14 protein-coding genes and 1 other annotated feature are annotated in these 23,461 nt (G+C 45.6%); of the genes, 6 read left to right on the forward strand and 8 right to left on the reverse strand.

All coding sequences use genetic code 11. The features are described 5' to 3' along the window. Window positions 1-43 precede the first annotated feature (43 nt). The 6 genes from mtnN to gltB (MMA19_RS21200) form a co-directional block, all read right to left on the reverse strand. Window positions 44-739 (reverse strand): 5'-methylthioadenosine/S-adenosylhomocysteine nucleosidase, encoded by a 696-nt coding sequence (mtnN, locus tag MMA19_RS21175; RefSeq protein ID WP_240207149.1) that lies wholly within the window; start codon window positions 737-739, stop codon window positions 44-46. 85 nt (window positions 740-824) lie between these two features. After that, window positions 825-1,265 carry a DUF1499 domain-containing protein gene (locus MMA19_RS21180; RefSeq protein ID WP_240207150.1) on the reverse strand — a complete coding sequence of 147 codons (441 nt, stop codon included), beginning with the start codon at window positions 1,263-1,265 and terminating at the stop codon, window positions 825-827. An 89-nt stretch (window positions 1,266-1,354) separates the two neighbouring features. Next, on the reverse strand, window positions 1,355-2,767 hold the full coding sequence (locus MMA19_RS21185) for an FAD-dependent oxidoreductase (protein WP_240207151.1): 1,413 nt from the start codon (window positions 2,765-2,767) through the stop codon (window positions 1,355-1,357). An 18-nt stretch (window positions 2,768-2,785) separates the two neighbouring features. After that, complete coding sequence (gene gltB / locus MMA19_RS21190; protein WP_240207152.1) at window positions 2,786-7,249, reverse strand: glutamate synthase large subunit; 4,464 nt, start codon at window positions 7,247-7,249, stop codon at window positions 2,786-2,788. Between the two features lie 371 nt (window positions 7,250-7,620). Further along, on the reverse strand, window positions 7,621-9,090 hold the full coding sequence (locus MMA19_RS21195) for a glutamate synthase subunit beta (protein ID WP_006072896.1): 1,470 nt from the start codon (window positions 9,088-9,090) through the stop codon (window positions 7,621-7,623). Further along, entirely contained in the window at window positions 9,090-13,637 is a 4,548-nt protein-coding gene (gene gltB, locus MMA19_RS21200) for a glutamate synthase large subunit (RefSeq protein ID WP_240207153.1), read from the reverse strand. Before gltB (MMA19_RS21200) ends, MMA19_RS21195 begins: the two co-directional genes overlap by 1 nt. 526 nt (window positions 13,638-14,163) lie before the next feature. Here gltB (MMA19_RS21200) and MMA19_RS21205 point away from each other — a divergent pair. From MMA19_RS21205 to MMA19_RS21215, 3 genes are all read left to right on the forward strand, one after another. Next, window positions 14,164-15,102 (forward strand): TIGR01212 family radical SAM protein, encoded by a 939-nt coding sequence (locus MMA19_RS21205; RefSeq protein ID WP_240207154.1) that lies wholly within the window; start codon window positions 14,164-14,166, stop codon window positions 15,100-15,102. Between the two features lie 68 nt (window positions 15,103-15,170). After that, window positions 15,171-17,522 carry an aerobic respiration two-component sensor histidine kinase ArcB gene (gene arcB / locus MMA19_RS21210; RefSeq protein ID WP_006072899.1) on the forward strand — a complete coding sequence of 784 codons (2,352 nt, stop codon included), beginning with the start codon at window positions 15,171-15,173 and terminating at the stop codon, window positions 17,520-17,522. Then, the gene (locus MMA19_RS21215) at window positions 17,519-17,989 is read left to right on the forward strand and encodes a hypothetical protein (protein ID WP_006072900.1); all 471 of its coding nucleotides are present in this window, start codon (window positions 17,519-17,521) and stop codon (window positions 17,987-17,989) included. Before arcB ends, MMA19_RS21215 begins: the two co-directional genes overlap by 4 nt. A gap of 68 nt (window positions 17,990-18,057) precedes the next feature. On the opposite strand, the gene arcA is transcribed toward MMA19_RS21215, so the two are convergent. After that, on the reverse strand, window positions 18,058-18,774 hold the full coding sequence (gene arcA, locus MMA19_RS21220; protein ID WP_006072901.1) for a two-component system response regulator ArcA: 717 nt from the start codon (window positions 18,772-18,774) through the stop codon (window positions 18,058-18,060). 329 nt (window positions 18,775-19,103) lie between these two features. On the opposite strand from arcA, the gene MMA19_RS21225 reads away from it, so the two are divergent. Together MMA19_RS21225 and MMA19_RS21230 are read left to right on the forward strand one after the other, a co-directional pair. Continuing rightward, window positions 19,104-19,493 (forward strand): DUF3293 domain-containing protein, encoded by a 390-nt coding sequence (locus tag MMA19_RS21225; RefSeq protein ID WP_006072902.1) that lies wholly within the window; start codon window positions 19,104-19,106, stop codon window positions 19,491-19,493. A gap of 100 nt (window positions 19,494-19,593) precedes the next feature. After that, entirely contained in the window at window positions 19,594-20,076 is a 483-nt protein-coding gene (locus MMA19_RS21230; protein WP_006072903.1) for a putative 4-hydroxy-4-methyl-2-oxoglutarate aldolase, read from the forward strand. 29 nt (window positions 20,077-20,105) lie between these two features. Here the strand turns inward: MMA19_RS21230 and MMA19_RS21235 are convergent, their stop codons facing one another. After that, on the reverse strand, window positions 20,106-20,579 hold the full coding sequence (locus tag MMA19_RS21235) for a hypothetical protein (RefSeq protein ID WP_006072904.1): 474 nt from the start codon (window positions 20,577-20,579) through the stop codon (window positions 20,106-20,108). Between the two features lie 277 nt (window positions 20,580-20,856). After that, window positions 20,857-20,972 (forward strand) — a sequence feature (Thr leader region). Window positions 20,973-21,001: 29 nt separating this feature from the next. On the opposite strand from MMA19_RS21235, the gene thrA reads away from it, so the two are divergent. Beyond that, window positions 21,002-23,461 (forward strand): bifunctional aspartate kinase/homoserine dehydrogenase I, encoded by a 2,460-nt coding sequence (gene thrA / locus MMA19_RS21240; RefSeq protein ID WP_038223951.1) that lies wholly within the window; start codon window positions 21,002-21,004, stop codon window positions 23,459-23,461.

A 23,461-nucleotide genomic window follows, 5' to 3' on the forward strand; every position in this document is an offset into this window, starting at 1 on the left:
AGTCCTTGCGTTTTATTTCCCTTAGGAGGCTTAAGTTGAAGGGTTACTTAAGCAAATCCACCATATTTACTACCATTTCAGACGAGCTTTGCGCTGCCAAAGGTAGGAATTCTTCGAAGCTCATTGGTGACTCTTTGTCTGCCACGTCAGAGATAGCACGTACCACTACGAAAGGTGTATTGAACTGGTGGCAAACTTGCGCGATAGCTGATGCTTCCATCTCGACAGCGATAACACCAGGGAAGTTCTTACGGATAGTTTCTTGACGCTCTGGACGACATACAAACTCATCACCAGTACAAATTAGACCACGTACTGCGTGCTTATCTTTCATCTGTGCAAGCGCTTGTTCTGCTGTTTCCATCAATTTAGCGTCGGCAGCGAAGGCCGCTGGTTGACCCGCCATCTGACCAATTTCATAGCCAAATGCCGTCACATCAGCGTCGTGATGACGAACTTCAGTGGAGATGACGACATCTCCTAGGTTGAGTGAAGACTCAAAGCCACCTGCAGAACCTGTGTTAATAACCACATCAGGTTGGTAATCACTAAGAAGAATCGTTGTTCCTATAGCTGCCGCTACCTTGCCAATACCTGACTGTAGCAAGACAATGTCTGCACCGTTAAGTTGACCAGTAAAGAAGGTGCAACCGCCTTTTTTAGTTTCAACAAGGTTTGTTAATGCTGATTTTAGGATGGAAACTTCTTGTTCCATTGCGCCGATTACGCCGATTTTCATAGAGATTCTCTCAGGTTGGAAAACGTATTTGGCGTGCAGTATAGCAATAGTCTTTGCACAGCCCAACCATTGCTATAGCAATTACTCAAGGGTTTGCTTCAATCAGTCCTGATTCGATCAACTTGAGGCGAAATGCTTCAACTCTTTCACGGTTCACGTCAAAGTCGTAATAGCCAATTCTAGCTTCGGAGCGAACCAATAATTGGTCTCCTTCAATTTTTAGCTCCATATCATCGACATAGCGAAAAACACTGGAGGTGTATTCGACTCGCAGATAATTGCCTTCTTTGGCCGCAACTTCGGCATTCGGAAGGGTTAAGGCGACTTGTTCTATCTGATTGATATTGGTGTTTGGCGTCAATGTGAATGGGGCAAGTGTAAACTCTTCTCGGCTATCTTGAGTTGAAACACACCGAGGACTATCGCCACAGGGTTGCTCTGTCCGGTCCGTTGTTGTTTTATAACCTGCACCGCATGCGGTTAGGAGCATCACTGAAGAAAGTGTAAGCCACTTGGGTAATGTCATAATCATCCCTTAAACAAAAGCCCAGCTAGGCTGGGCTAAGAAAACAATGGTCATTCTGATTGATGAAGATCGGAATGGCGTGTCTGGTGTTAGACCTCTAAGAAGTCTAGTATGCCTTCTGCCGCTTTGCGCCCTTCGTCAATGGCAGTAACCACGAGATCTGAACCACGAACTGCATCACCACCAGCGAAGATCTTCTCATTGGTCGTCTGATACATAAATTCTTGAGAGGCTGGAGCTTTGATCCGTCCCCATTGATCGAGTTCTACACCGTGAGGTTCAAGCCATGACATCTGGTGCGGTTGAAAACCGAACGCCATGATAACAGCATCAGCGGCAAGAACGTGTTCACTGCCCTCTACTGGTTCTGGACGACGACGACCAGCCTCATCGGGCTCACCTAGTGCCGTTTTCACTACTTTAACGCCGCATGTGTTGCCATTGGCATCCACCTCTATGCCTAGAGGCTGCAAGTTGAACATAAAGTTCACGCCTTCTTCACGAGCATTTTTTACCTCGCGTCGGGAGCCCGGCATGTTAGCCTCATCTCGTCGATAAGCACAGACAACGCTACTAGCTCCTTGGCGAATAGACGTTCTGACACAGTCCATAGCTGTATCACCACCACCAAGAACGACCACTTTTTTACCTTTCATATCAATGAAAGGATCAGAGGCTTCCAACTCCATAACTTTGTAGGTGTTGGAAATCAAAAATGGTAGGGCATCAAATACACCAGATGCCTCTTCATTTGTCAGACCTGCCCGCATGTTTTTATAAGTGCCGACACCTAAAAACACCGCATCATAGTCTTTAACTAGTGTTGCCATGTCGATATCTTTACCCACTTCAGTATTGAGCTGAAACTCGACGCCCATTTCGCTAAAGATTCGACGTCGGTTTAACATGACATCCTTTTCCAACTTGAACGATGGGATACCAAAGGTCAGCAGTCCGCCGATTTCTGGGTAGCGGTCAAAGACAACGGGCTTAACACCATTACGAACTAGGATATCGGCAGCGGCTAGTCCCGCCGGGCCTGCACCTATGATAGCCACCTTTTTGTCCGTCCACTCTACATGGGACATATCCGGCCTCCAGCCCATTTCAAAGGCTTTGTCGGTAATGTATTTCTCGACATTACCTATAGTAACGGCACCAAAATCTTCGTTGAGTGTACACGAGCCTTCGCAAAGGCGATCTTGTGGACAAACTCGCCCGCAGACTTCAGGTAGACTGTTGGTTTGATGCGATAGCTCGACTGCTTCAATGATTCGTCCCTCATTCGCCAGTTTAAGCCATTGAGGGATATAGTTATGAACGGGGCATTTCCACTCACAGTAAGGGTTACCACAGTCAAGACATCGGTCTGCTTGAGCGGTTGCTTGTTGTTTCGTAAAGGGTTCGTAAATCTCTACAAACTCAATTTTGCGAACCTTGAGCGGCTTTTTAGCCGGGTCGACGCGGTTCACATCAATAAATTGGTATACGTTCTGGCTCATAATTCTGGCTCCTTCCAATTATTGTGCTTGAACGCGCAGCTCAGCGGCGCTTCTGCTTTGATGACCAAGTAGTGTGCGTAAATCCGCAGCTTTTGGTTTGACTAGGTAGAACTTTGGAATCCATTCATCAAAGTTCGCCAGAATATTCTCAGCATGCACAGAGCCGGTTTCTTCTAAATGCTCGGCAATCAGTCCACGAAGGTGTTCTTGGTGAATATAGAGATCGGATAAAGAGATAGCTTCGACAGATTCGGTGTTCACACGTCCTTCAAAATCCTCGTTAGTATCCATTACATAGGCAAAGCCGCCCGTCATACCGGCACCGAAGTTCACGCCTGTTGCTCCTAGAATCGCCACAATGCCACCAGTCATATACTCACAAGCGTTGTCACCTGCACCTTCGATAACTGCAATCGTGCCTGAGTTACGGACACCAAAACGCTCGCCAGCGGTCCCAGCGGCGAACAATTTACCGCCAGTGGCGCCATACAAACAGGTGTTACCAATGATAGTGGCTTCATTACAAGTGAATGTTGTACCGACATGCGGCTTCACGACCAGCTTACCGCCAGCCATGCCTTTGCCTACATAGTCGTTAGCATCACCGGTTAGATAGATTTCAACACCACCCGCGTTCCATACCCCAAGAGACTGACCCGCAGTACCATCGAGGTAAAGCTTAATAGGGCGACTCGCCATTCCCTGGTTGCCATAACGCTTGGCGACTTCACCTGAGAGTCTCGCTCCTGCAGAGCGATCGGTATTACGGATATCAAAGTAGAAGCTACCACCTGATTTAGCCTCGACCGCAGCTTGCGTTTCTTCGACAATCTTTTGGTTTAGCAGTGCTTTATCAAACGGCTGATTTGGCTCTGTCCAGTATAAAGGCAGCGAAAGAGGTGAGATAGGGGCCTCCAAGATATTCGACAGGTCAAGCTTAGCTTGTTTCGCTGTCATACCTTCGATACTGTCGAGCAGATCAGTACGACCGATAAGGTCAGTAAGCTTTTCTACTCCTAACTGAGCGAGCAACTCTCTTACTTCATCAGCAAGACCTGTGAAGTAGTTGACCACCATTTCAGGTAAGCCCTTAAAGTACTCTTTTCGTAAGGTCTCATCCTGAGTGGCTACGCCCGTGGCACAGTTATTCAAGTGACAAATACGTAAGAACTTACAGCCCATAGCCACCATTGGTGCAGTACCAAAGCCAAAGCTTTCCGCACCTAAAATTGCAGCTTTGACAACATCAAGCCCTGTTTTAAGACCGCCATCAACTTGAAGACGAATTTTGTGTCTTAAGTTGTTGGCAACAAGAGCTTGTTGAGTTTCAGCCAAACCGAGTTCCCAAGGACAGCCTGCATATTTGACCGACGTTAGTGGACTCGCCGCAGTGCCGCCATCGTAGCCGGAAATAGTGATAAGATCGGCATAGGCTTTTGCTACTCCTGTTGCGATAGTGCCAACTCCCGGCTCAGACACCAACTTAACTGACACGAGCGCATTTGGGTTGACTTGTTTAAGGTCGAAAATCAGCTGTGCTAAATCCTCAATAGAATAGATATCGTGGTGAGGAGGTGGGGAAATCAAGGTAACACCTTGTACTGAATGGCGCAGTTTGGCAATTTCCGCTGTCACTTTATGGCCAGGAAGCTGTCCGCCTTCACCGGGTTTAGCACCCTGAGCAACTTTGATTTGCAATACATCGGCATTAGTCAAATAGTGCGGCGTGACACCAAAACGTCCAGAGGCAATTTGTTTAATGCGAGAGTTACGATTAGTGCCAAATCGACGCGGATCTTCGCCACCTTCACCTGAATTGGAATATCCGCCAAGCTTATTCATCGCCATGGCCAGTGCTTCATGAGCTTCTGGGCTTAAAGCACCAATGGACATTGCAGCAGAGTCGAAACGTTTATACAGCTCTGAATTCGGCTCGACTTTGTCTAGTGCCAGTGGTGAGTCTGACTTTTTAAGCGCCATCATATCGCGCAGCATAGACACAGGACGTTCATTTACTTGTTTGGCAAACGTCTGATAATCAGATGATTCACCACTTTTCACTGCTTTTTGCAGCGTACCAACAACATCTGGGTTGTAGGCGTGGTATTCGCCGTCATGAACATATTTTAGTAGTCCACCGTGCTCGACAGGCTTGCGTTTTGCCCATGCTTTTCTAGCTAGGTTAAACAGGTCTTGTTGGAAATCTTCGAAGTTTGCACCTTGAATACGAGTAGTCACTCCCTTGAAGCAAAGATCGACGATGTCGGTGTGCAGACCAACGGCTTCGAACAGCTGAGAGCAGCGATAGGAGGCTACGGTGGAAATGCCCATTTTGGACATAATTTTATACAGACCTTTATTGATACCGTATTGATAGTTTTGCATCACGTCTCGGTAGCACTTATCAATAGCACCATCATCGATCAGTTTACCAAGTGCTTCGTAGGCCAAATAAGGGTAGATAGCCGTAGCGCCGAAACCAAGCAATACAGCAAATTGGTGAGGGTCTCGGGCCGTTGCAGTTTCAACGATAATATTGGCGTCACAACGTAAGTTGGCTTCGATTAAACGAGTTTGCACCGCGCCGACGGCCATTGCTGCCGGAATAGGTAGTTTTCCTTTGACTAGAGCTCGATCTGAGAGAACCAATAAAACGGTTCCTTGCTTGATGACGCTCTCGGCACTATCGCAAAGGTCAAGCAGAGCTTGCTTGAGATCTTTCTCATTTGGGTCGTAATTAATGTCCAAAATAGTATTGCGATAGTGCTTATAACTCAGCTCTAACAGTTGCTGCATATCAGAGTAAAGGAGTACTGGAGAGTCGAATGTGACTCGATAAGCGTGACCATCGGTCTCACAAAATACATTCATCTCTTGGCCAACACTGGTCGCCAATGACATCACATGCTTTTCGCGCAGTGGATCAATTGGTGGGTTGGTGACCTGAGCAAATTTCTGACGGAAATAGTCGGTGACCAAGCGCTCTTTAGAAGAGAGGACTGCCATTGGGGTATCATCACCCATAGAGCCGACGGCTTCTTGGCCCATATCACCTAAAACACGTAATACCTGATCCGTCTCTTCGTTCGTCATAGCGAACTGCTTTTGATAGGTTTTCAGCAGGGGTTCATCAAAACTGCGAGCTCCGACTTGGTCGTCCGGTAATTCACTAAATGAGGTCAGTTTGTGGACGTTGTTTTCCATCCACTCTCGGTAAGGATGACGGCTCTTTAGATCGTTATCTATGTCTTCTGAATGCCATAGCTCACCTTGTTGAGTATCGACAACAAGCAGCTCGCCGGGGCCAACACGACCTTTCTCTGCAACTTCATCAGGCGCGTAGTCCCAGATACCCACTTCAGACGCTAAGGTAATCAAATTGTCTTTGGTAATCACGTAACGCGCTGGACGTAGGCCGTTTCTATCTAGGTTACATGCAGCATAGCGACCATCAGATAATACGATCCCAGCAGGTCCATCCCATGGCTCCATGTGTTTGGAGTTGAAGTCATAGAAGGCGCGTAAATCAGGATCCATGTCTGGGTGATTTTGCCATGCTGGTGGCACAAGCATACGCATGGCACGGAAGATATCCATACCTCCAGACAGGAACAGATCCAGCATGTTATCTAAGCTGGATGAATCTGAGCCAGTCTCATTCACGAATGGCGCAGCGGTTTGTAAGTCAGGCAGGAGAGGTGATGCGAATTTGTAGGCACGCGCTTTTGCCCATTGTCTATTCCCCTCAATAGTATTGATCTCACCATTGTGCGCCAAATATCTGAATGGCTGTGCTAATGGCCAGCGAGGTTGAGTATTCGTTGAGAAACGTTGGTGGAATAGGCAGATCGATGACTCCATGCGGAGATCAGCAAGATCGAGATAGAAGCGTGGAAGATCAGCTGGCATGCACAGCCCTTTATAGACGATCACTTGTGTCGATAAGCTACAAATATAGAAATCTTCATCATCGATGATGCGCTTTTCAATGCGACGTTTAGCTATATACAAGCGTCGTTCAACATCTTGTTCACGCCAACCTGCGGGTGCAGAAATAAAGACTTGAACGATGCTGGGTACCGAGCTCAGTGCGATTGGACCAAGTACGTCATCATTGGTAGGAACGTCTCGCCAACCGGAAACAGTGAGTGTTTCCTGTGACAATTCTTGGTTGATGATATCTTTCGCTGACTGCGCTTTTACCGGGTCTTTGGAAAGAAATAGCATGCCTACGGCGTATTGTTTGCCGAGGTTCCAACCATTTTCTTCTGCGATGAGTTTAAAATAAGAATCCGGTTTTTGGAGTAGTAGGCCACATCCGTCGCCTGTTTTTCCATCTGAGTTGATACCGCCACGGTGAGTCATGCGGTCTAATGCTGAGATTGCGGTGCGAACCAGTTTGTGGCTGGGCTGACCTTGCATATGCGCAATAAGACCAAATCCACAGTTGTCTTTTACAAGACTTGGATCGTAAAGAGCCATTGCCTTTCTCCCTTTGAGCTTGCTGTCATCCTGACAGTAAATTAATGCTTTTTAATGACTTTTTGTTGTTATTTGCGTCAAATTTTTAGAATTTATAAACTTAACAAATTGTATCTATTCTATTTTCACGAACTTCACAACGTATAGCTTATGGCGATAAAGGTCAAGTTTTCAGAAATTTGTTGTGTATGATTCAGAAATTCAAACGATTTATCTGCGATAGCTGACAAGTCATTGCTGTGAAATAGTGAGAAGGTTAACAGTTTGTTGGGGTTGCAATGAAGACGGACACAAAAAAGGCCAGCAAACTGCTGGCCAAATTAGGAAGGAATACTGTTAGTTACTTATTGGTGTAACCAGACAGACAACCTTTAGGCTGAAAGCATTAATGAATCTGCTTTCGCTTCAAGGTTGGTGTTGCCCATAAGGTATTCATCGATGGCACGTGCACACTCACGTCCCTCGTTGATGCAACGCACGACCAGAGACTGACCAGTACGCATATCACCTGCGGCAAAAACACCTTGCTGGTTGGTTTGGAAACCTTGTGACGCTACGTTTCCTCGCTCATCCAGTTTGATATCAAGTTGTGCTAATACGCCCGTTGGTTCTGGGTGTAAGAAGCCCATTGCTAGGAATGCCATATCACAAGGAATGACACGCTCAGAGTTAGCCACTTCTTCAAAACTTGGACGTTCACCTGGCGCTGCGTCTTTCCATACGATGTCAGCAATACGAAGACCTGTTACTTGACCTTCATCGTTACCGATGAATTCTTTTGTCAGGATATTCCAATGACGGTCACAGCCTTCTTCATGAGAAGTGGTTGTTTTCATAATCATTGGGTATTGAGGCCAAGGCATATTCGCAGGGCGTTTTTCTGGTGGAATCGGCATGATTTCGACCTGAGTAACACTCGCCGCTTTATGACGGTTTGATGTACCAACACAGTCAGAACCTGTATCGCCACCGCCGATAACCACAACGTGCTTATTTTTAGCGTGGATTTCTTCGCCTTTCAGATCCATATCGTTAGCACGACGGTTATTCTGAGCAAGGAACTCCATAGCGAAATGTACGCCTTTAAGTTCACGTCCAGGAACAGGTAAGTCACGAGGAACGGTAGATCCACCTGTTAACAGCACCACATCAAACTCTTGGCGCAGTTGCTGAGCATTAACATCAACGCCCACATGTTGGTTTACTTTAAACTCAACGCCAGCTTCTGCCATCAGATTGATCTTACGGTCAATGATGTCCATACCCAGTTTGAAATCTGGGATGCCGAAGCGAAGTAGGCCACCCACTTTCTCATCGCGTTCAAATACAGTCACAGAGTGACCTGCACTGTTGAGCTGTTCAGCGGCAGAGAGACCAGCAGGGCCAGAACCGATGATAGCAACAGTTTTACCAGAACGAGAACGTGGCGTTTTCGGTTTTGCATAACCTTCGCGGTATGCTGTTTCAACGATAGTTTTCTCGATATTACAGATGGTGATAGGGTCTTGGTTAATGCCAAGTACACAAGCGCTCTCACAAGGAGACGGACAGACGCGACCTGTAAACTCAGGGAAGTTGTTAGTAGAACTTAGGATGTTCCAAGCTTCTTCCCAGCTATCACGATATACGGCATCGTTGAACTCTGGGATGATATTGCCGATTGGGCAACCACTGTGGCAGAACGGCACGCCACAATCCATACAACGAGAAGCCTGAGTATTGATTTTGTCGCCAAACTCTTCGTTTAGTACGAACTCTTTGTTGTCTTCAATACGAACGGCTGGGTCGAGCTTCTTTGGAAGCTCGCGACCATGTTCTAAAAATCCAGTAGGCTTACCCATTATACTGCCTCCACTTCTTCCGTTTGAGCTTGCTCAGCTTCTGCTTTGCGCTTTTGAAGTACCGCTTTGTAGTCACGCGGCATAACCTTAACGAGTGACGCTAGGCTTACTTCAAAGTTATCTAAGAACGACTGAGCGACTTCACTTCCTGTGAACTCTACATGCTTAGTCAGCATATCTTTAAGTAGTTCGCGATCTTCTTGTTCGATTGGGTCTAGGTCGACCAATTCAGGGTTTAGCTTGGTTTCAAAATCACCCGCTGTATCCCAAACGTAGGCAACACCGCCACTCATACCAGCCGCAAAGTTACGTCCTGTCGAACCAAGGATGATGGCCGCACCGCCAGTCATGTATTCACAACCGTGGTCACCGACACCTTCAACAACGACTTTAGCACCAGAGTTACGTACACAGAAACGCTCACCAGCCATACCGCGAATGAAGGATTCACCAGACGTTGCACCGTAGAAACATACGTTACCAACCACGATGTTATCTTCAGCGACAATCGTTGATTTCGCATCAGGGTAGAGTACTAACGTACCGCCTGACAGACCTTTACCCCAGTAGTCGTTCGCATCGCCTTCCACTTCAAACTTAACGCCTTTAGCAAGGAAAGCGCCGAATGATTGACCTGCGCTGCCAGTGAACTTCACGTTCATTGGTTGAGGTAGACCTTGGTCCTTGTAGACTTTAGAAATCTCATTCGACAGCATGGTACCAGCTGAACGGTCGGTGTTGATGATTGGGAACTCAGCATTTACGGCTTCGCCCTTCTCAAGTGCTGGAATTGCTGCTTGAATTAACTTACGGTCCAGAACCTGTTCTAGGTTGTGGTTTTGTTCCGTTTGGTTGTAAACGCCATCTTGCTCACGAGCCTGTTCAATATGTAGTACAGGTGTTAGGTCGAGGTTCTTATATTTCCAGTGACCAATATCTTCACGAACTTTTAGTTTGTGAGATTGACCCACCATCTCATCGATAGTGCGGAAACCAAGTTCAGCCATCACTTCACGTAAGCCTTCAGCCATGTATTGGAAGAAGGTAACAACATCTTCTACGCGACCATCGAAGCGCTCACGTAGTGTTTTGTTTTGTGTTGCGATACCCACAGGGCAGGTGTTCTTATGACACTTACGCATCATGATACAGCCTTCAACCACAAGCGCTGCGGTTGCGACGCCCCATTCTTCAGCACCAAGTAGAGTTGCTACCGCAAGGTCACGTGGCGTTTTCATCTGACCATCAGATTGAACCACGATACGGTTACGTAGACCGTTCTTCAGAAGCGTTTGGTGTGTTTCTGCCAAACCAAGCTCCCAAGGAAGCCCTGTATGGCGAATTGAAGACATTGGTGAAGCACCAGTACCACCGTCGAAGCCCGCAATCAGGACAACGTCAGCTTTCGCTTTTGCAACACCTGAGGCGATAGTACCTACACCCGCTTCTGATACTAGCTTCACGTTAACGCGACCCGCGCGGTTAGCGTTTTTCAAGTCGTAGATCAGCTGTGCCAAATCTTCGATTGAGTAGATATCGTGGTGTGGCGGTGGAGAAATTAGACCAACCCCTGGAGTTGAGTGACGAGTCGCACCGATCCAGTCATCGACTTTATCACCTGGTAGCTGACCACCTTCGCCTGGCTTCGCACCTTGAGCCATCTTGATTTGTAGCTCATCAGCGTTAGTTAAGTAGTAAGACGTGACACCGAAACGACCTGATGCTACCTGCTTAATTGCTGAGCGTTCCCAGTCACCGTTTTCTTTACGTTCGAAACGAGTTGGATCTTCACCGCCTTCGCCTGAGTTAGACTTAGCACCGATACGGTTCATGGCTACAGCAAGTGTTGAGTGAGCCTCGTAAGAGATAGAACCGAATGACATCGCACCTGTAGCAAAGCGCTTCAGAATGTTTTCAATTGGCTCAACTTCTTCCAGCGGGATTGAGCCTGCTGGGTTCTTAACGAAGTCTAATTGGCTACGCAGAGTCGCAGCGTTATCGCCTTGGTCATCGACGGCTTTCGCATACTTCTTAAACTGAGAGTAATCTTTGTTGCGAGTTGACTCTTGCAGTAGGGAAATAGTTTCTGGGTTAAACAGGTGCTTTTCACCACGCTGTTTCCACTGATAAACCCCACCCACATCAAGAACTTGAATTGGAATTTCACGTGTTGGGAAACCAATACGGTGACGAACCAAGACTTCTTTGGCGATATCATCGATGGTAAGGCCTTGAATACGTGAAACCGTACCCGTGAAATACTTCTCAACTACAGACTTACTGATACCTAGCGCTTCGAAGATTTGTGCACCATGGTAAGACTGAAGTGTGGAGATGCCCATTTTCGAGAAAATCTTTAATAGGCCACCGTTGATCGACTTACGGTAGTTCTCGAACAGCTCAGAGATGCTGGTTTCTGGATCCAGTTTTTTAGTGCGTTGTAGCTCAACCATGGTCTCGATAACGAGGTATGGGTTAACCGCGTTTGCACCATAGCCAACAAGCGTTGCAAAGTGGTGCGTTTCACGAGCATCGCCAGTTTCTACTACGATGTCACACTTAGCACGCAAGCCTTTGCGGATTAGGTGGTGGTGAACCGCGCCTACCGCCAGCATCGCTGGGATAGCGGCATGGTTAGAGTTGATAGCTCGGTCAGTTAACAGAATGATTGAGTAACCATCGATAACCGCATCTTCTGCGTATTGACAGATACGTTTTAGTGCACGCTCTAGCTTACCTTCGTCTTCACTTGCTTGGAAAACGATATCCAGAGTTTTCGCTTGCAGGTGCTCATTATCGATAGCACGCAGCTTCTCAAGTTCAGAGTTAGATAGAACTGGGGACTCTAGTTCAACTTTTTGGCAGTGCTCCGGAGATTCCGATAGCAGGTTCTGATCTTTACCAAGGTAAGTGTTCAGAGACATCACCATACGTTCACGAATCGGGTCGATTGGTGGGTTGGTAACCTGAGCAAATAGCTGCTTAAAGTAGTTAGACAGATGTTGTGACTGGTGCGAAAGGATCGCTAGTGGCCAGTCAGCACCCATTGCAGACAATGGCTCTTTGCCATCTTTTGCCATAGGTACAATGATTTCGTTCACTTCTTCTGAGCTAACACCAAACGCTTGCTGTTTGTGGAGTAGCTTTTCAGGAGAAGGTTGGCTGAATTCGTTGCTCGCGTCTGGAAGCTTTTTCAGGCTAAGCAGGTTCTCTTCCACCCATTTCTGGTATGGCTGAGCACTTGCGATGCCATCTTTCACTTCTTCATCAGAGATAATGCGACCTTGCTCTAGGTCAGCAACGAAGATACGACCAGGTTGCAGACGACCACGGAACTCAACGTTCTCTGGCTCAATGTCGACAACACCAGATTCTGATGCCATCACCAAGAAGTCATCTTTAGTCACGGTATAGCGAGATGGGCGCAGACCGTTACGGTCAAGCGTTGCACCTACCTGAACACCGTCAGTAAAGCACACCGATGCTGGTCCGTCCCATGGTTCCATTACGTTCGCGTGATACTGGTAGAATGCACGACGTGTTGGGTCCATGTTTTTGTTTTCTTGCCATGCTTCAGGGATCATCATCATCAACGCATGTGGCAGGCTACGACCAGAAAGAACCAGGAGCTCTAGTGCCATATCGAAGTTTGATGAATCCGAGCTGCCTTCTTGACAGATCGGGAGCAGCATGTCGATTTCTGCTTGTGTGAACAAGTCAGATTCGATGATCGCTTCACGAGCCTTCATCCAGTTCAAGTTACCGCGAACTGTGTTGATTTCACCGTTGTGGGCAATGTAACGGAAAGGCTGCGCTAGGCGCCATTTCGGGAAAGTATTGGTAGAGAAACGAGAGTGAACCAGTGCAAGCGCTGTCACCATCGTAGGATTTTGTAGATCTAGGAAGTACTGAGGCACTTGCTCAGTAGTGAGCTGGCCCTTGTAAACCAGTGTCTTGTACGACATTGAATTGATGTAGAAGTCATCACCAATGTTAGACACACTTTCTAAGCAAACGCGTACTGTGTAGTTACGTAAGACGTAAAGCTTACGTTCTAGCTCTTCAGGCGTACAGCCCGGACCACCAGAAACGAATACGTGTTCGAATTGTGGCTCAGTGCTTAATGGATCAGCACCAATCATTGAGTTGTCAGTTGGTAAGACACGATATCCAATTACTTCCAACTCTAAACGTTGTGCATTGCGCTCTAGAATGTCACGACATTGTGCGCGTTTGTGCTCGTCTTTCGGGAAAAGAACAACACCAACACCGTATTTCTCAAAAGAAGGCAGCTTGATACCAAGCTTAACAGCTTCTTCCAAAAGAAATTCATGGGGCTTCTGAAGTAGGATACCTGCGCCATCGCCACTGCATGGATCGCAGCCTTGACCGCCACGGTGTTCCATGCGCGCTAGCATATCCAGGGCTTGGGTCACTACTTCGTGTGATTTACGGTTTTTTAGGTGAGCAACAAAACCGATACCACAAGCGTCATGCTCCAACTCTGGAGTATACAGACCTTGTGTATTCTGCTCTCTATCTACCATAGATACTTCCTTCCAGTTTAATCTAGGCACAACTTGAGTGTGTGATTGTGCCTTGTCCTTTGTAATTTTGATTCTTGACTGCCAGAGGGGGCAGTTTTCGAGTCCATTCTGCATCTCGCAGGAAAAGTGTTGCGAGAAAAACATTCCGTGGTGATATTCAATGTCATCTTTCCACAATCCAGTGGAATATGTTGGTGGGAGTAGAATATCAACCTTCAATCTACTAATTCGTACTGTAATAAAAACGGCAAAAACAGCTGAATTGTGTAAGTATCCTACAATTTTGCGCTGTGTAATTCCAACGAAAGTTACGTCTGTTCCACATTTTTTTTATCTACTTTTGAATATATCTAATAACATACATGCAACATTTACCGTTTTTCTGTTGTTTTTATGAATATTTATTGATTTTGGTTAAGCATGCTTTTCGCACTCGTTGATACGATGCATGGTTTTCTTTTGCAGGGATGTAATTTAGTTTCACTAATTAGAGTGAGATTCATTCTTATTAATAGGTTTTTCGAACATGCAATTACATGAGTTGGTGAATACTATCGGCCAAGATCTCCAGCGTCGATACGGTGAAAAAGTTCACAAACTGACCCTGCACGGTGGTTTTAGCTGCCCTAACCGAGACGGCACGATAGGTCGTGGTGGTTGTACATTTTGTAATGTTGCCTCCTTTGCAAGTGAAGAGACACAGATTCAATCCATTCATGAACAGCTCACGGATCGTGCTGGTGAAGTGAAGCGTGCAAAGAAGTATCTCGCTTATTTTCAGGCTTATACCAGCACTTATGCAGAAGTACAGGTGTTGAAAAACATGTACGAAGAAGCACTTAAGTATGCTGACATCGTTGGATTATGTGTCGGAACGCGTCCTGATTGTGTTCCTGAATCCGTACTTGAACTTTTGGCTGGGTACGTTGAACAAGGATATGAAATTTGGCTGGAGTTAGGGCTGCAAACGGCTCACGATCACACACTTAAACGCATAAATCGAGGTCATGATTTTGCTGTGTACGATGAAATCACCCGACGCGCTCGTGCACTTGGAATCAAGGTATGTACACATCTTATCGTCGGTCTGCCAAATGAATCAAAGCAAGATAACCTTGTTACTCTAAACAAGGTGCTGGCCACCGGAACGGATGGCATTAAATTGCACGGTTTACATATTGTTGAAGGCAGTACGATGGCTAAGGCGTGGCGTGCTGGGAGATTAGAAGCGCCAACGCTAGAGTTTTACTTAGATGTGGCCAGTGAAATGATTCGTCGTACGCCAGCAGAGATCATTTTTCACCGCGTCTCCTCTTCCGCGCGAAGACCGACCTTGTTGTCGCCACTTTGGTGTGAGAACCGTTGGTTAGCGATGACAGAACTAGGCCGAGTGTTAACCAAACAAGGCCAACAGGGCTCATTGACTCTGAATCCGTTTATTTATCACAAACCTGTTCTCAAATAATTCTACTACCGTGTGAAGCTTCTGGCTTAATGATAGACTTAGGCCAGTTGTAACGCACGGAGTGCTGAATGAAACCTATCAAAAACCTCGCTCAATATTATGTCGACTTGTTAGTAAAGCTCGGCATTGTTCGTTTTTCTATTCTTCTCGCATTGGCTTTGGTGGCATTAGCCGTTGTGGTTCAGGTGGGTATAACCCTTGTTTTGAACGGGCGTGTAGATGACATCGATATTGTCCGTTCGGTATTTTTCGGCCTGCTTATTACTCCGTGGGCTGTGTATTTTCTCTCTGTTGTTGTCGACCAGTTGGAAGAATCACGTCAGCGTCTCTCTAAGATGGTTTCTAAGCTAAAAGACATGCGTTCGCGTGACCAAGATTTGAACCACAAGCTGCAACAAAATATCCGCAAACTCAATCAAGAGATTGAAGAGAGACAAAAAGCGGAGGAAGCGCGTGAAGAGGCGATGAAGGATCTAGAAAATGAGGTGTTTCAACGTGAACGTACTCAACTAGAGCTGGCTGAACGAACCGCTTTACTGCGTTCATTTATTGATGCTTCTCCCGACTTGATCTATTACCGCAATGCGGAAGGTGTCTTTTCTGGTTGTAACCGGGCGATGGAAGAGTTGACTGGTCGAAAAGAAAAAGAGCTAGTGGGTTTGACGCCATGGGACGTTTACTCTGAAGAGATCGCTAAACAAGTTGTTGAAACCGACCATAAAGTGATGGGTGATAACCAAGCACTGACGTATGAGCAGTGGTTAGAGTACCCAGATGGCAAGAAATGTTTCTATGAACTGCGTAAGGTGCCGTTCTATAGCAAAGATGGTAAGCACCTTGGGCTGGTTGGTTTTGGTCGTGATATCACCGAGCGTAAGCGTCATCAAGAGTCATTAGAGAAAGCGAGTCGAGACAAAACAACGTTTATTTCGACCATTAGTCATGAGCTGCGTACACCGTTAAATGGCATCGTCGGTTTAAGCCGAATGTTACTTGATAGCCATCTAAATACTGAACAGCGTAAGCACATGCAAACTATTAACGTCAGTGCCATCACGCTAGGCCATATCTTTAATGACATAATTGATATGGATAAGTTTGATAGACGTAAGCTTGAGCTTTTCCCTGAACCACTGAACTTTGAAGACTTTGTCACTGAACTTGAGAGCATTTCGGCTCTTATGGCGGAGCAGAAAGGGTTACGATTTGATCTTGAGCGTTTAACTGATCTCCCAGAAGGCGTGGTAGTCGATGCGACGAGACTGCGTCAGGTGATTTGGAATCTGGTTAGCAACGCCATGAAGTTCACTAAGCAGGGTGGCGTTGTGATGACCATCAGTGCGGATATTGAAGATAATTATGCTCATATCATTATCGAAGTTGAAGATACTGGAATAGGTATTCCTCAGCACGAACTTGATAAGATCTTCGCTATGTATTATCAGGTGAAGTCAGGGAAAGACAATTTACATGCTGTGGGCACCGGAATTGGTCTTGCTGTTTCTAAGCAACTGATAAAGATGATGGATGGTGACATCACGGTAGACAGTGAAGAAGGGTTTGGAAGTACATTTACGGTATCCATCAATGTCCCTTGTGCTGATAAACAACAATTGGCTCCAGTAGAAGTGAAGCAACAAGGTAGCCTCAATATTTTCTTACTGGAAGATATAGAGTTGAACATTACGGTCGCACGTTCGCTGTTGGAAAGCTTAGGACATACAGTCAGTGTTGCAATGACGGGCGAAGAAGCCATCGCGACGTTTAAGCCAGAAGAGTATGACCTCGCGTTGCTCGATATTCAGTTACCTGATATGACGGGCTTTGATGTTGCACAGAACTTTAGAGAGCACTACACACAATTGCCTCCTTTGGTCGCTTTAACGGCGAATGTGCTAAAGGATAAACAAGAGTACCTAACAAAAGGTATGGATGACGCTATCAGTAAGCCACTGAGTGTTAAAGCACTCACGGAAGTCATTAACAAGTTTGCTGGCGATGAAGAGTCTACTGACGTTGAGGAAGCAACCGTAGTTGAGAAAACAGATATTAATGACGAACTGTTTAACCGACTATTAGATTTCGATATGTTGGACTCTTATGTTGATATTGTCGGCACCAAACCTGTGTACGATAGCATCACTATGTTCGAGCAAATGATGCCAGACTATCTCGAGATACTGGATTCGAACATGACTGCGAAAGATCAATCCGGCATTGCCTCTGAAGCACATAAGATTAAAGGTGCTGCGGGGTCTATTGGCTTAAAACGCATTCAATCAGTTGCCCAGAAGGCTCAGTCTCCGGATATGCCAGCATGGTGGGAGAACATTGAAGATTGGGTTGAAGAGATAAAAAACGAATATCACAATGATATTCAAGTACTTAAAATGTGGTTGGAAAGTAAGGAATCAAAATGAAGAAAATACTCACAGCACTAGCACTTTCTGCAGCTTTAGCCGGTTGTGCAACCTCTCCAGCGACAGACTCAAAAGTATGGATGACGGGAAATACTGCTATGGTTGAACAGCAGACTGTTCGTCTAGAGTCGAACCTTTGGATCGATATGATGCCAAAAATCGGTGAAACGACTGCACTGGTAAAAGAACAAACTCTTCACGGTGCATTAAACCTAGTGACTGACACGCAGCTACCAGCTGATATGGATGTCGCTATGGTGGTATTGAAACAAGGTGATGTGTCTTGGGAGTTTGAAGGTGACGACTTTGAGCTGCGAAATCACTCTGAGAATCAGTGGGAAGTGGCGTTTAACTGGCAGTTAGAAGTCAACATTACTAAGCCAGTAGATGTTGCTGTGCAGCTGGTTGGTGGCGACAAACAAACTTGGGTCGTCAACAAACAAGTGAATGTGGATACGGTGTATTGATTGAGGCTGAATCGCTTTCATTAAAAAGGGACGCACAGTGCGTCCCTTTTGCATTCGTTAGAAGATGATTACTCTTCTAGATCGCCACAGAAGCGGTAGCCTTCACCGTGGATAGTTGCGATGATTTCTGGAGTACCAGAAACTGACTCAAAGTGCTTACGGATACGACGAATCGTTACATCTACAGTGCGATCGTGAGGCTTAAGCTCACGACCAGTCATCTTCTTAAGAAGATCGGCGCGAGTTTGAATCTTACCTGGGTTCTCACAGAAGTGCAGTAGAGCACGGAACTCTGAACGAGGTAGCTTGTAGCCGTCGCCACTTGGGCTAACTAGTGAGCGACTATTGATATCAAGAACCCAACCGTTGAACTCATATTTCTCAACGCTGCGCTTTTCTTCAGTAGCGGCACTTGTGCTCATTGAACGAGTTAACAGGTTACGTGCACGGATAGTTAATTCACGAGGGTTGAATGGCTTAGTGATGTAATCATCAGCGCCAATCTCTAAACCTAGAATTTTATCCACTTCGTTGTCACGACCAGTCAAGAACATTAATGCTACATTAGCTTGCTCACGAAGTTCACGAGCTAGTAGTAAACCGTTTTTACCAGGAAGGTTGATATCCATGATAACAAGGTTTACAGAGTTCTCAGACATGACTTGGTGCATTTCCTGACCGTCGCTGGCCTCGAATACAGCATATCCTTCTGCTTCAAAAATGCTTTTAAGGGTGTTACGGGTTACTTGCTCATCTTCAACAATAAGAATCTGCGGGCTTTGCATCGGCGGTACCTAATTTAAACTTGTGATAATTCTGTCGCTAGTAGAATAAATTCTAGGCAAAAAGTTAACATATAGGTAATGTTTCTTAGATGTTTACTCAAAATCGTAGAAACAGTTACAGGTTAAGTCGCCTTCCGTGATGTTGCCAAAAAAACGAGAAATCCCTTAAATCTCTTATTATTCTGCTATGTCATTGAGGCGAATTCTATAATGTTAACAGCATGCTAACAATGGTCAAATGTTAATTCCATGCACTTTGTTGATTTAAATCAATAGCGCCTTTGTAACAAATATTAATAGTATTGGGCAAATACAACAATTTAGATAATATGAGTATTGATGCACACTTGTGGCGTGCCTATTCAGAAATTTGCATAGAATTTATCACTGAGTGGGACAGTGAAAATTACGTGATCATAACGGCTTGGAACCCACAGAGTCGTAAACTGTCTAACGAACTAAATTGCATAAAAAACCTCGACTTAGAGCAAAGACTCAAAATTTATAACTACCAAAATGTTAAGGTGGGAAACCCGAGTTTTAGCTGGGTTGAAGACAGCTTTGCGGTAGAAATGACTTTAACGCAAGGCTGTGAGTTAGCGCAAAAATACCAGCAAAATGCCATTTATTGGGTAGAAAATGGTGTACTGTTTTTGGTTTCCTGTGATGAGAGTCAAACGCAAAAAAAATTAGGCCGATTGGGTGATTTCTTACGTTAGCAGAAAAAATTACCGGATAGGCGATAAAGGATTTTAATTTAATGCTCTTCTAAAGACTTGCTACTAGCATGGCTATTGAGCAAAAAATCACGGAGGAAAAATGAGAGATATCACACCTGATATTTGTGACCAACACGAAGATAAAGTCATGTTGCTGAATTTGCCACTGCAAAATTTCGGGCAACGTGCCGCGTTCTGGGGAGAGATTGTAACGGTACGCTGTTACCACGATAACTCAATGGTGCGAGAAGTGTTAGGGCAAAATGGTACAGGCAAAGTACTCTTTGTTGACGGTAATGGTTCTTGTGCCAAAGCACTGCTTGGGGACCAACTCGCGATTATGGCAATAGAAAACGGATGGGAAGGCGTGATTGTGAATGGCGCAGTTCGGGACGTGGCGGCTATGGCGGAAATGGATCTGGGAGTTAAAGCGCTAGCGGCATGTCCTTTCAAAACAGAAAAACGTGGAGCAGGTCAAATCAACGTTACATTAACGATGAACAACCAAATCGTTCAACCTGGGCATTACGTTTATTCTGATTGGAATGGGGTATTGATCGCTAAAGAAGCATTAGAGTTTTAAAGCGTAATCATGCTTGAACTGATGCTCAGTTAAAAACGGAAGCCTAGACCCACTTCAACGCCTTGTTGTATCTTCTCAAAATCGAAGGTGGCGTGAACGTCTAGGTTTTCGGTTAATCTCATCCTACTTGATATTTCCGCAGCCATTGCGCCTTGCTTTTCGTTATTCTCTTCATATTGGTAGCCACGAAGTGTGCTTTTTACCGAGATACGGTCAGACACATTGTAGCTAACGCCACTCAAAAATCCTTGGTCTATCGACTCGTGCGAATTATTCAATCGAGCCCCGATGTAAACATCTAACGAGTCAAAGATTGAATAGGAATAGCCACTATCAATATTCCAAGTATCAAAAGAATCACTGCTACCCAGCTTAGTGCCTGAAGAAAGAAAGAAGTTATGAGGGGAGGCGTCATGTTGCGAAGGCAGCGTAGGTAGGTCTACCGCGAGGGACATTCCTGAGAACAATAGCAAGGGTAAAGCGTAAAAAGACACTGCTTTCATAGCACCACTCCTTGGTTATTGTTTTTATAGTTTATTGACTTCTAATTAAAGCACATAAACTAAGCAAAAAGTTGTAAATCTATATAGCAATTGGTTATTAATAAAGATCCTAACTGAATAAGTTATCTGCAATTATCAATTTCTATGCGTTTAAGAAAAAAACGCCGCTAAAGCAATAAAAGTACATTTTTTAATTGACTCAGCTACAACAAATAGGTTAAACGTATGGGTAAGCACATAAGAGATTTTTAAGAAGACCCTATGTTTAGTTGCCAGCACGTAGTAATGACCACCACGATTATTATTACCGACATTACCAATGTTGGGGCGGGCTGGTAGACGGAAGAAATTCAAAAACAAGGCCTGTATCCCCAAGATACGGGCCTTTTTTTTACCTGTTTTGAGTATTTCGGGAGGAAAGGATGCGAGTACTAAAATTTGGAGGTTCATCATTAGCTGATGCAGACCGCTTTTTAAGAGCAGCGGACATCATCGCTAACAATGCCCAGCAAGAAGATTTGGCAGTGGTGCTATCGGCACCGGGTAAAACGACAAACAAACTTGTCGCCGTTATTGAAACTGCCCTAAAAAACAATGAAGTTGAGTTGCAGATTTCAGAGCTTGAAACATCATTCAACGAACTATTTTCTAATATTGCTGCTGTACTCCCGAATATTGAGCGCACAGATTTTGACAACCAAGTCAAAACATCTTTATTCCAATTGCATCAATTTGTCCACGGTATCCGATTACTCGGAACTTGCCCAGATCACGTGAATGCTCGCATTATCTCAAAAGGTGAGCGAATCTCGATTCAACTTATGAAAGCTGTACTGCAAGCTAAAGGTCAAGCTGCGGATCTTATTGATCCAGTTAAGTACCTTTTTGCTCAAGGTGATCATTTAGAAGCGATGGTGGATGTGGAAGTATCAACCCAAAACTTCCAAGCTAACCCACTGGCAGAAGGTGTCGTGCACATTATGCCGGGCTTTACTGCTGGCAACGCTAAGGGTGAATTGGTTACGCTTGGTCGTAACGGCTCTGACTATTCTGCGGCGGTATTAGCAGCGTGCTTGCGTGCTGATTGTTGTGAAATTTGGACGGATGTTGATGGGGTTTACAACTGTGACCCTCGCCTGGTTGATGATGCTCGCCTTCTCAAGTCACTGAGCTATCAAGAAGCGATGGAGCTTTCTTATTTTGGCGCTTCGGTTCTTCACCCAAAAACTATTGCACCTATCGCTCAGTTCCATATTCCATGTCTCATCAAGAACTCGTTTAACCCACAAGGGGCTGGTACCTTGATTGGTCAAGATACTGGTGAAGATAACTTACCAATCAAAGGTATCACGACGCTGTCTAACCTTATCATGGTAAACGTATCTGGACCTGGTATGAAAGGCATGGTGGGCATGGCGAGTCGCGTTTTTGGCGCTATGTCATCAGCGGGTGTGTCCATCGTTCTTATTACTCAATCATCTTCAGAATACAGCATCAGTTTCTGTATTGAAGAAGAAGACAAGCTCGATGCAGAGCGAGCATTGCGCGAAGCTTTTGAGCTGGAGCTCAAAAACGGCTTGCTAGAGCCTGTTGAGTTTATGGATGATGTCGCAATCGTGACACTAGTGGGCGATGGCATGCGCACGTCTCGCGGTGTCGCTTCTCAGTTCTTCTCATCACTGGCAGAAGTTAACGTCAATATTGTCGCAATCGCACAGGGCTCCTCCGAGCGCGCTATCTCAGCGGTAATCCCAGAAGACAAAATTTCTGAGGCCATCAAAGCGTGTCATGAAAATCTTTTCAATTCCAAGCATTTCCTAGATGTGTTTGTCGTTGGTGTTGGCGGTGTTGGTGGTGAACTGGTGGACCAAATTCAGCGCCAGCAAGCCAAACTGGCAGAGAAAGGCATCATTATCCGCGTATGTGGTCTGGCAAACAGTAAAGGTGTCTTGCTAGATGGTAAGGGACTTCCTCTCGACCAATGGCGCGATCGTATGGGCGATGTAAGTGAGAAGTTCTCGGTGGCAGGTTTAGCCGCATTGGTTCAGCGTAATCACATTATTAACCCTGTTTTGGTTGATTGTACTTCTAGTGAAGACATCGCCAATCAATATACCGAGTTTTTAGCCGCAGGCTTCCATGTAGTCACGCCAAACAAAAAGGCAAACACTGCGAGCATGTCTTACTATCATCAACTGCGTGATGTCGCTCGTAACTCTCGTCGTAAGCTAATGTATGAAACAACTGTAGGGGCAGGTCTGCCAGTTATTGAGAACCTACAGAACCTGATCGCAGCGGGTGATGAGCTAGAGAAATTCAACGGTATTCTATCGGGGTCGTTATCTTTCATTTTCGGTAAATTAGATGAAGGGTTAACGCTGAGCCAAGCAACTAATGTCGCAAAAGATAAAGGTTTCACTGAGCCAGATCCACGTGATGATCTATCAGGCATGGACGTAGCACGTAAACTGCTCATCTTAGCTCGCGAAGCGGGGATGGCACTTGAACTTGAAGATGTCGAAGTTGACCAAGCGTTGCCACCAGGTTTTGATGATTCAGGTTCAGTAGATGAGTTTATGGCCCGTCTGCCTGAAGCGGATGCTTACTTCAGCCAACTGTCAGCGGACGCTGCCAAAGAAGGCAAAGTGCTGCGCTACGTGGGCGAAATCGCAGATGGTAAGTGTCGCGTACGCATTGCTGCCGTGGATGAAAACGACCCTATGTTCAAGATTAAAGATGGTGAAAACGCACTGGCATTTTATAGTCGCTATTATCAGCCAATTCCACTGGTATTACGTGGTTACGGTGCGGGTACAGAAGTGACCGCGGCAGGCGTGTTCTCTGATGTGATGCGTACATTAGGCTGGAAACTAGGAGTGTAA

This window comes from Vibrio sp. CyArs1 (assembly GCF_022432925.1).
Taxonomy (GTDB): Bacteria; Pseudomonadota; Gammaproteobacteria; order Enterobacterales; family Vibrionaceae; genus Vibrio; species Vibrio mediterranei.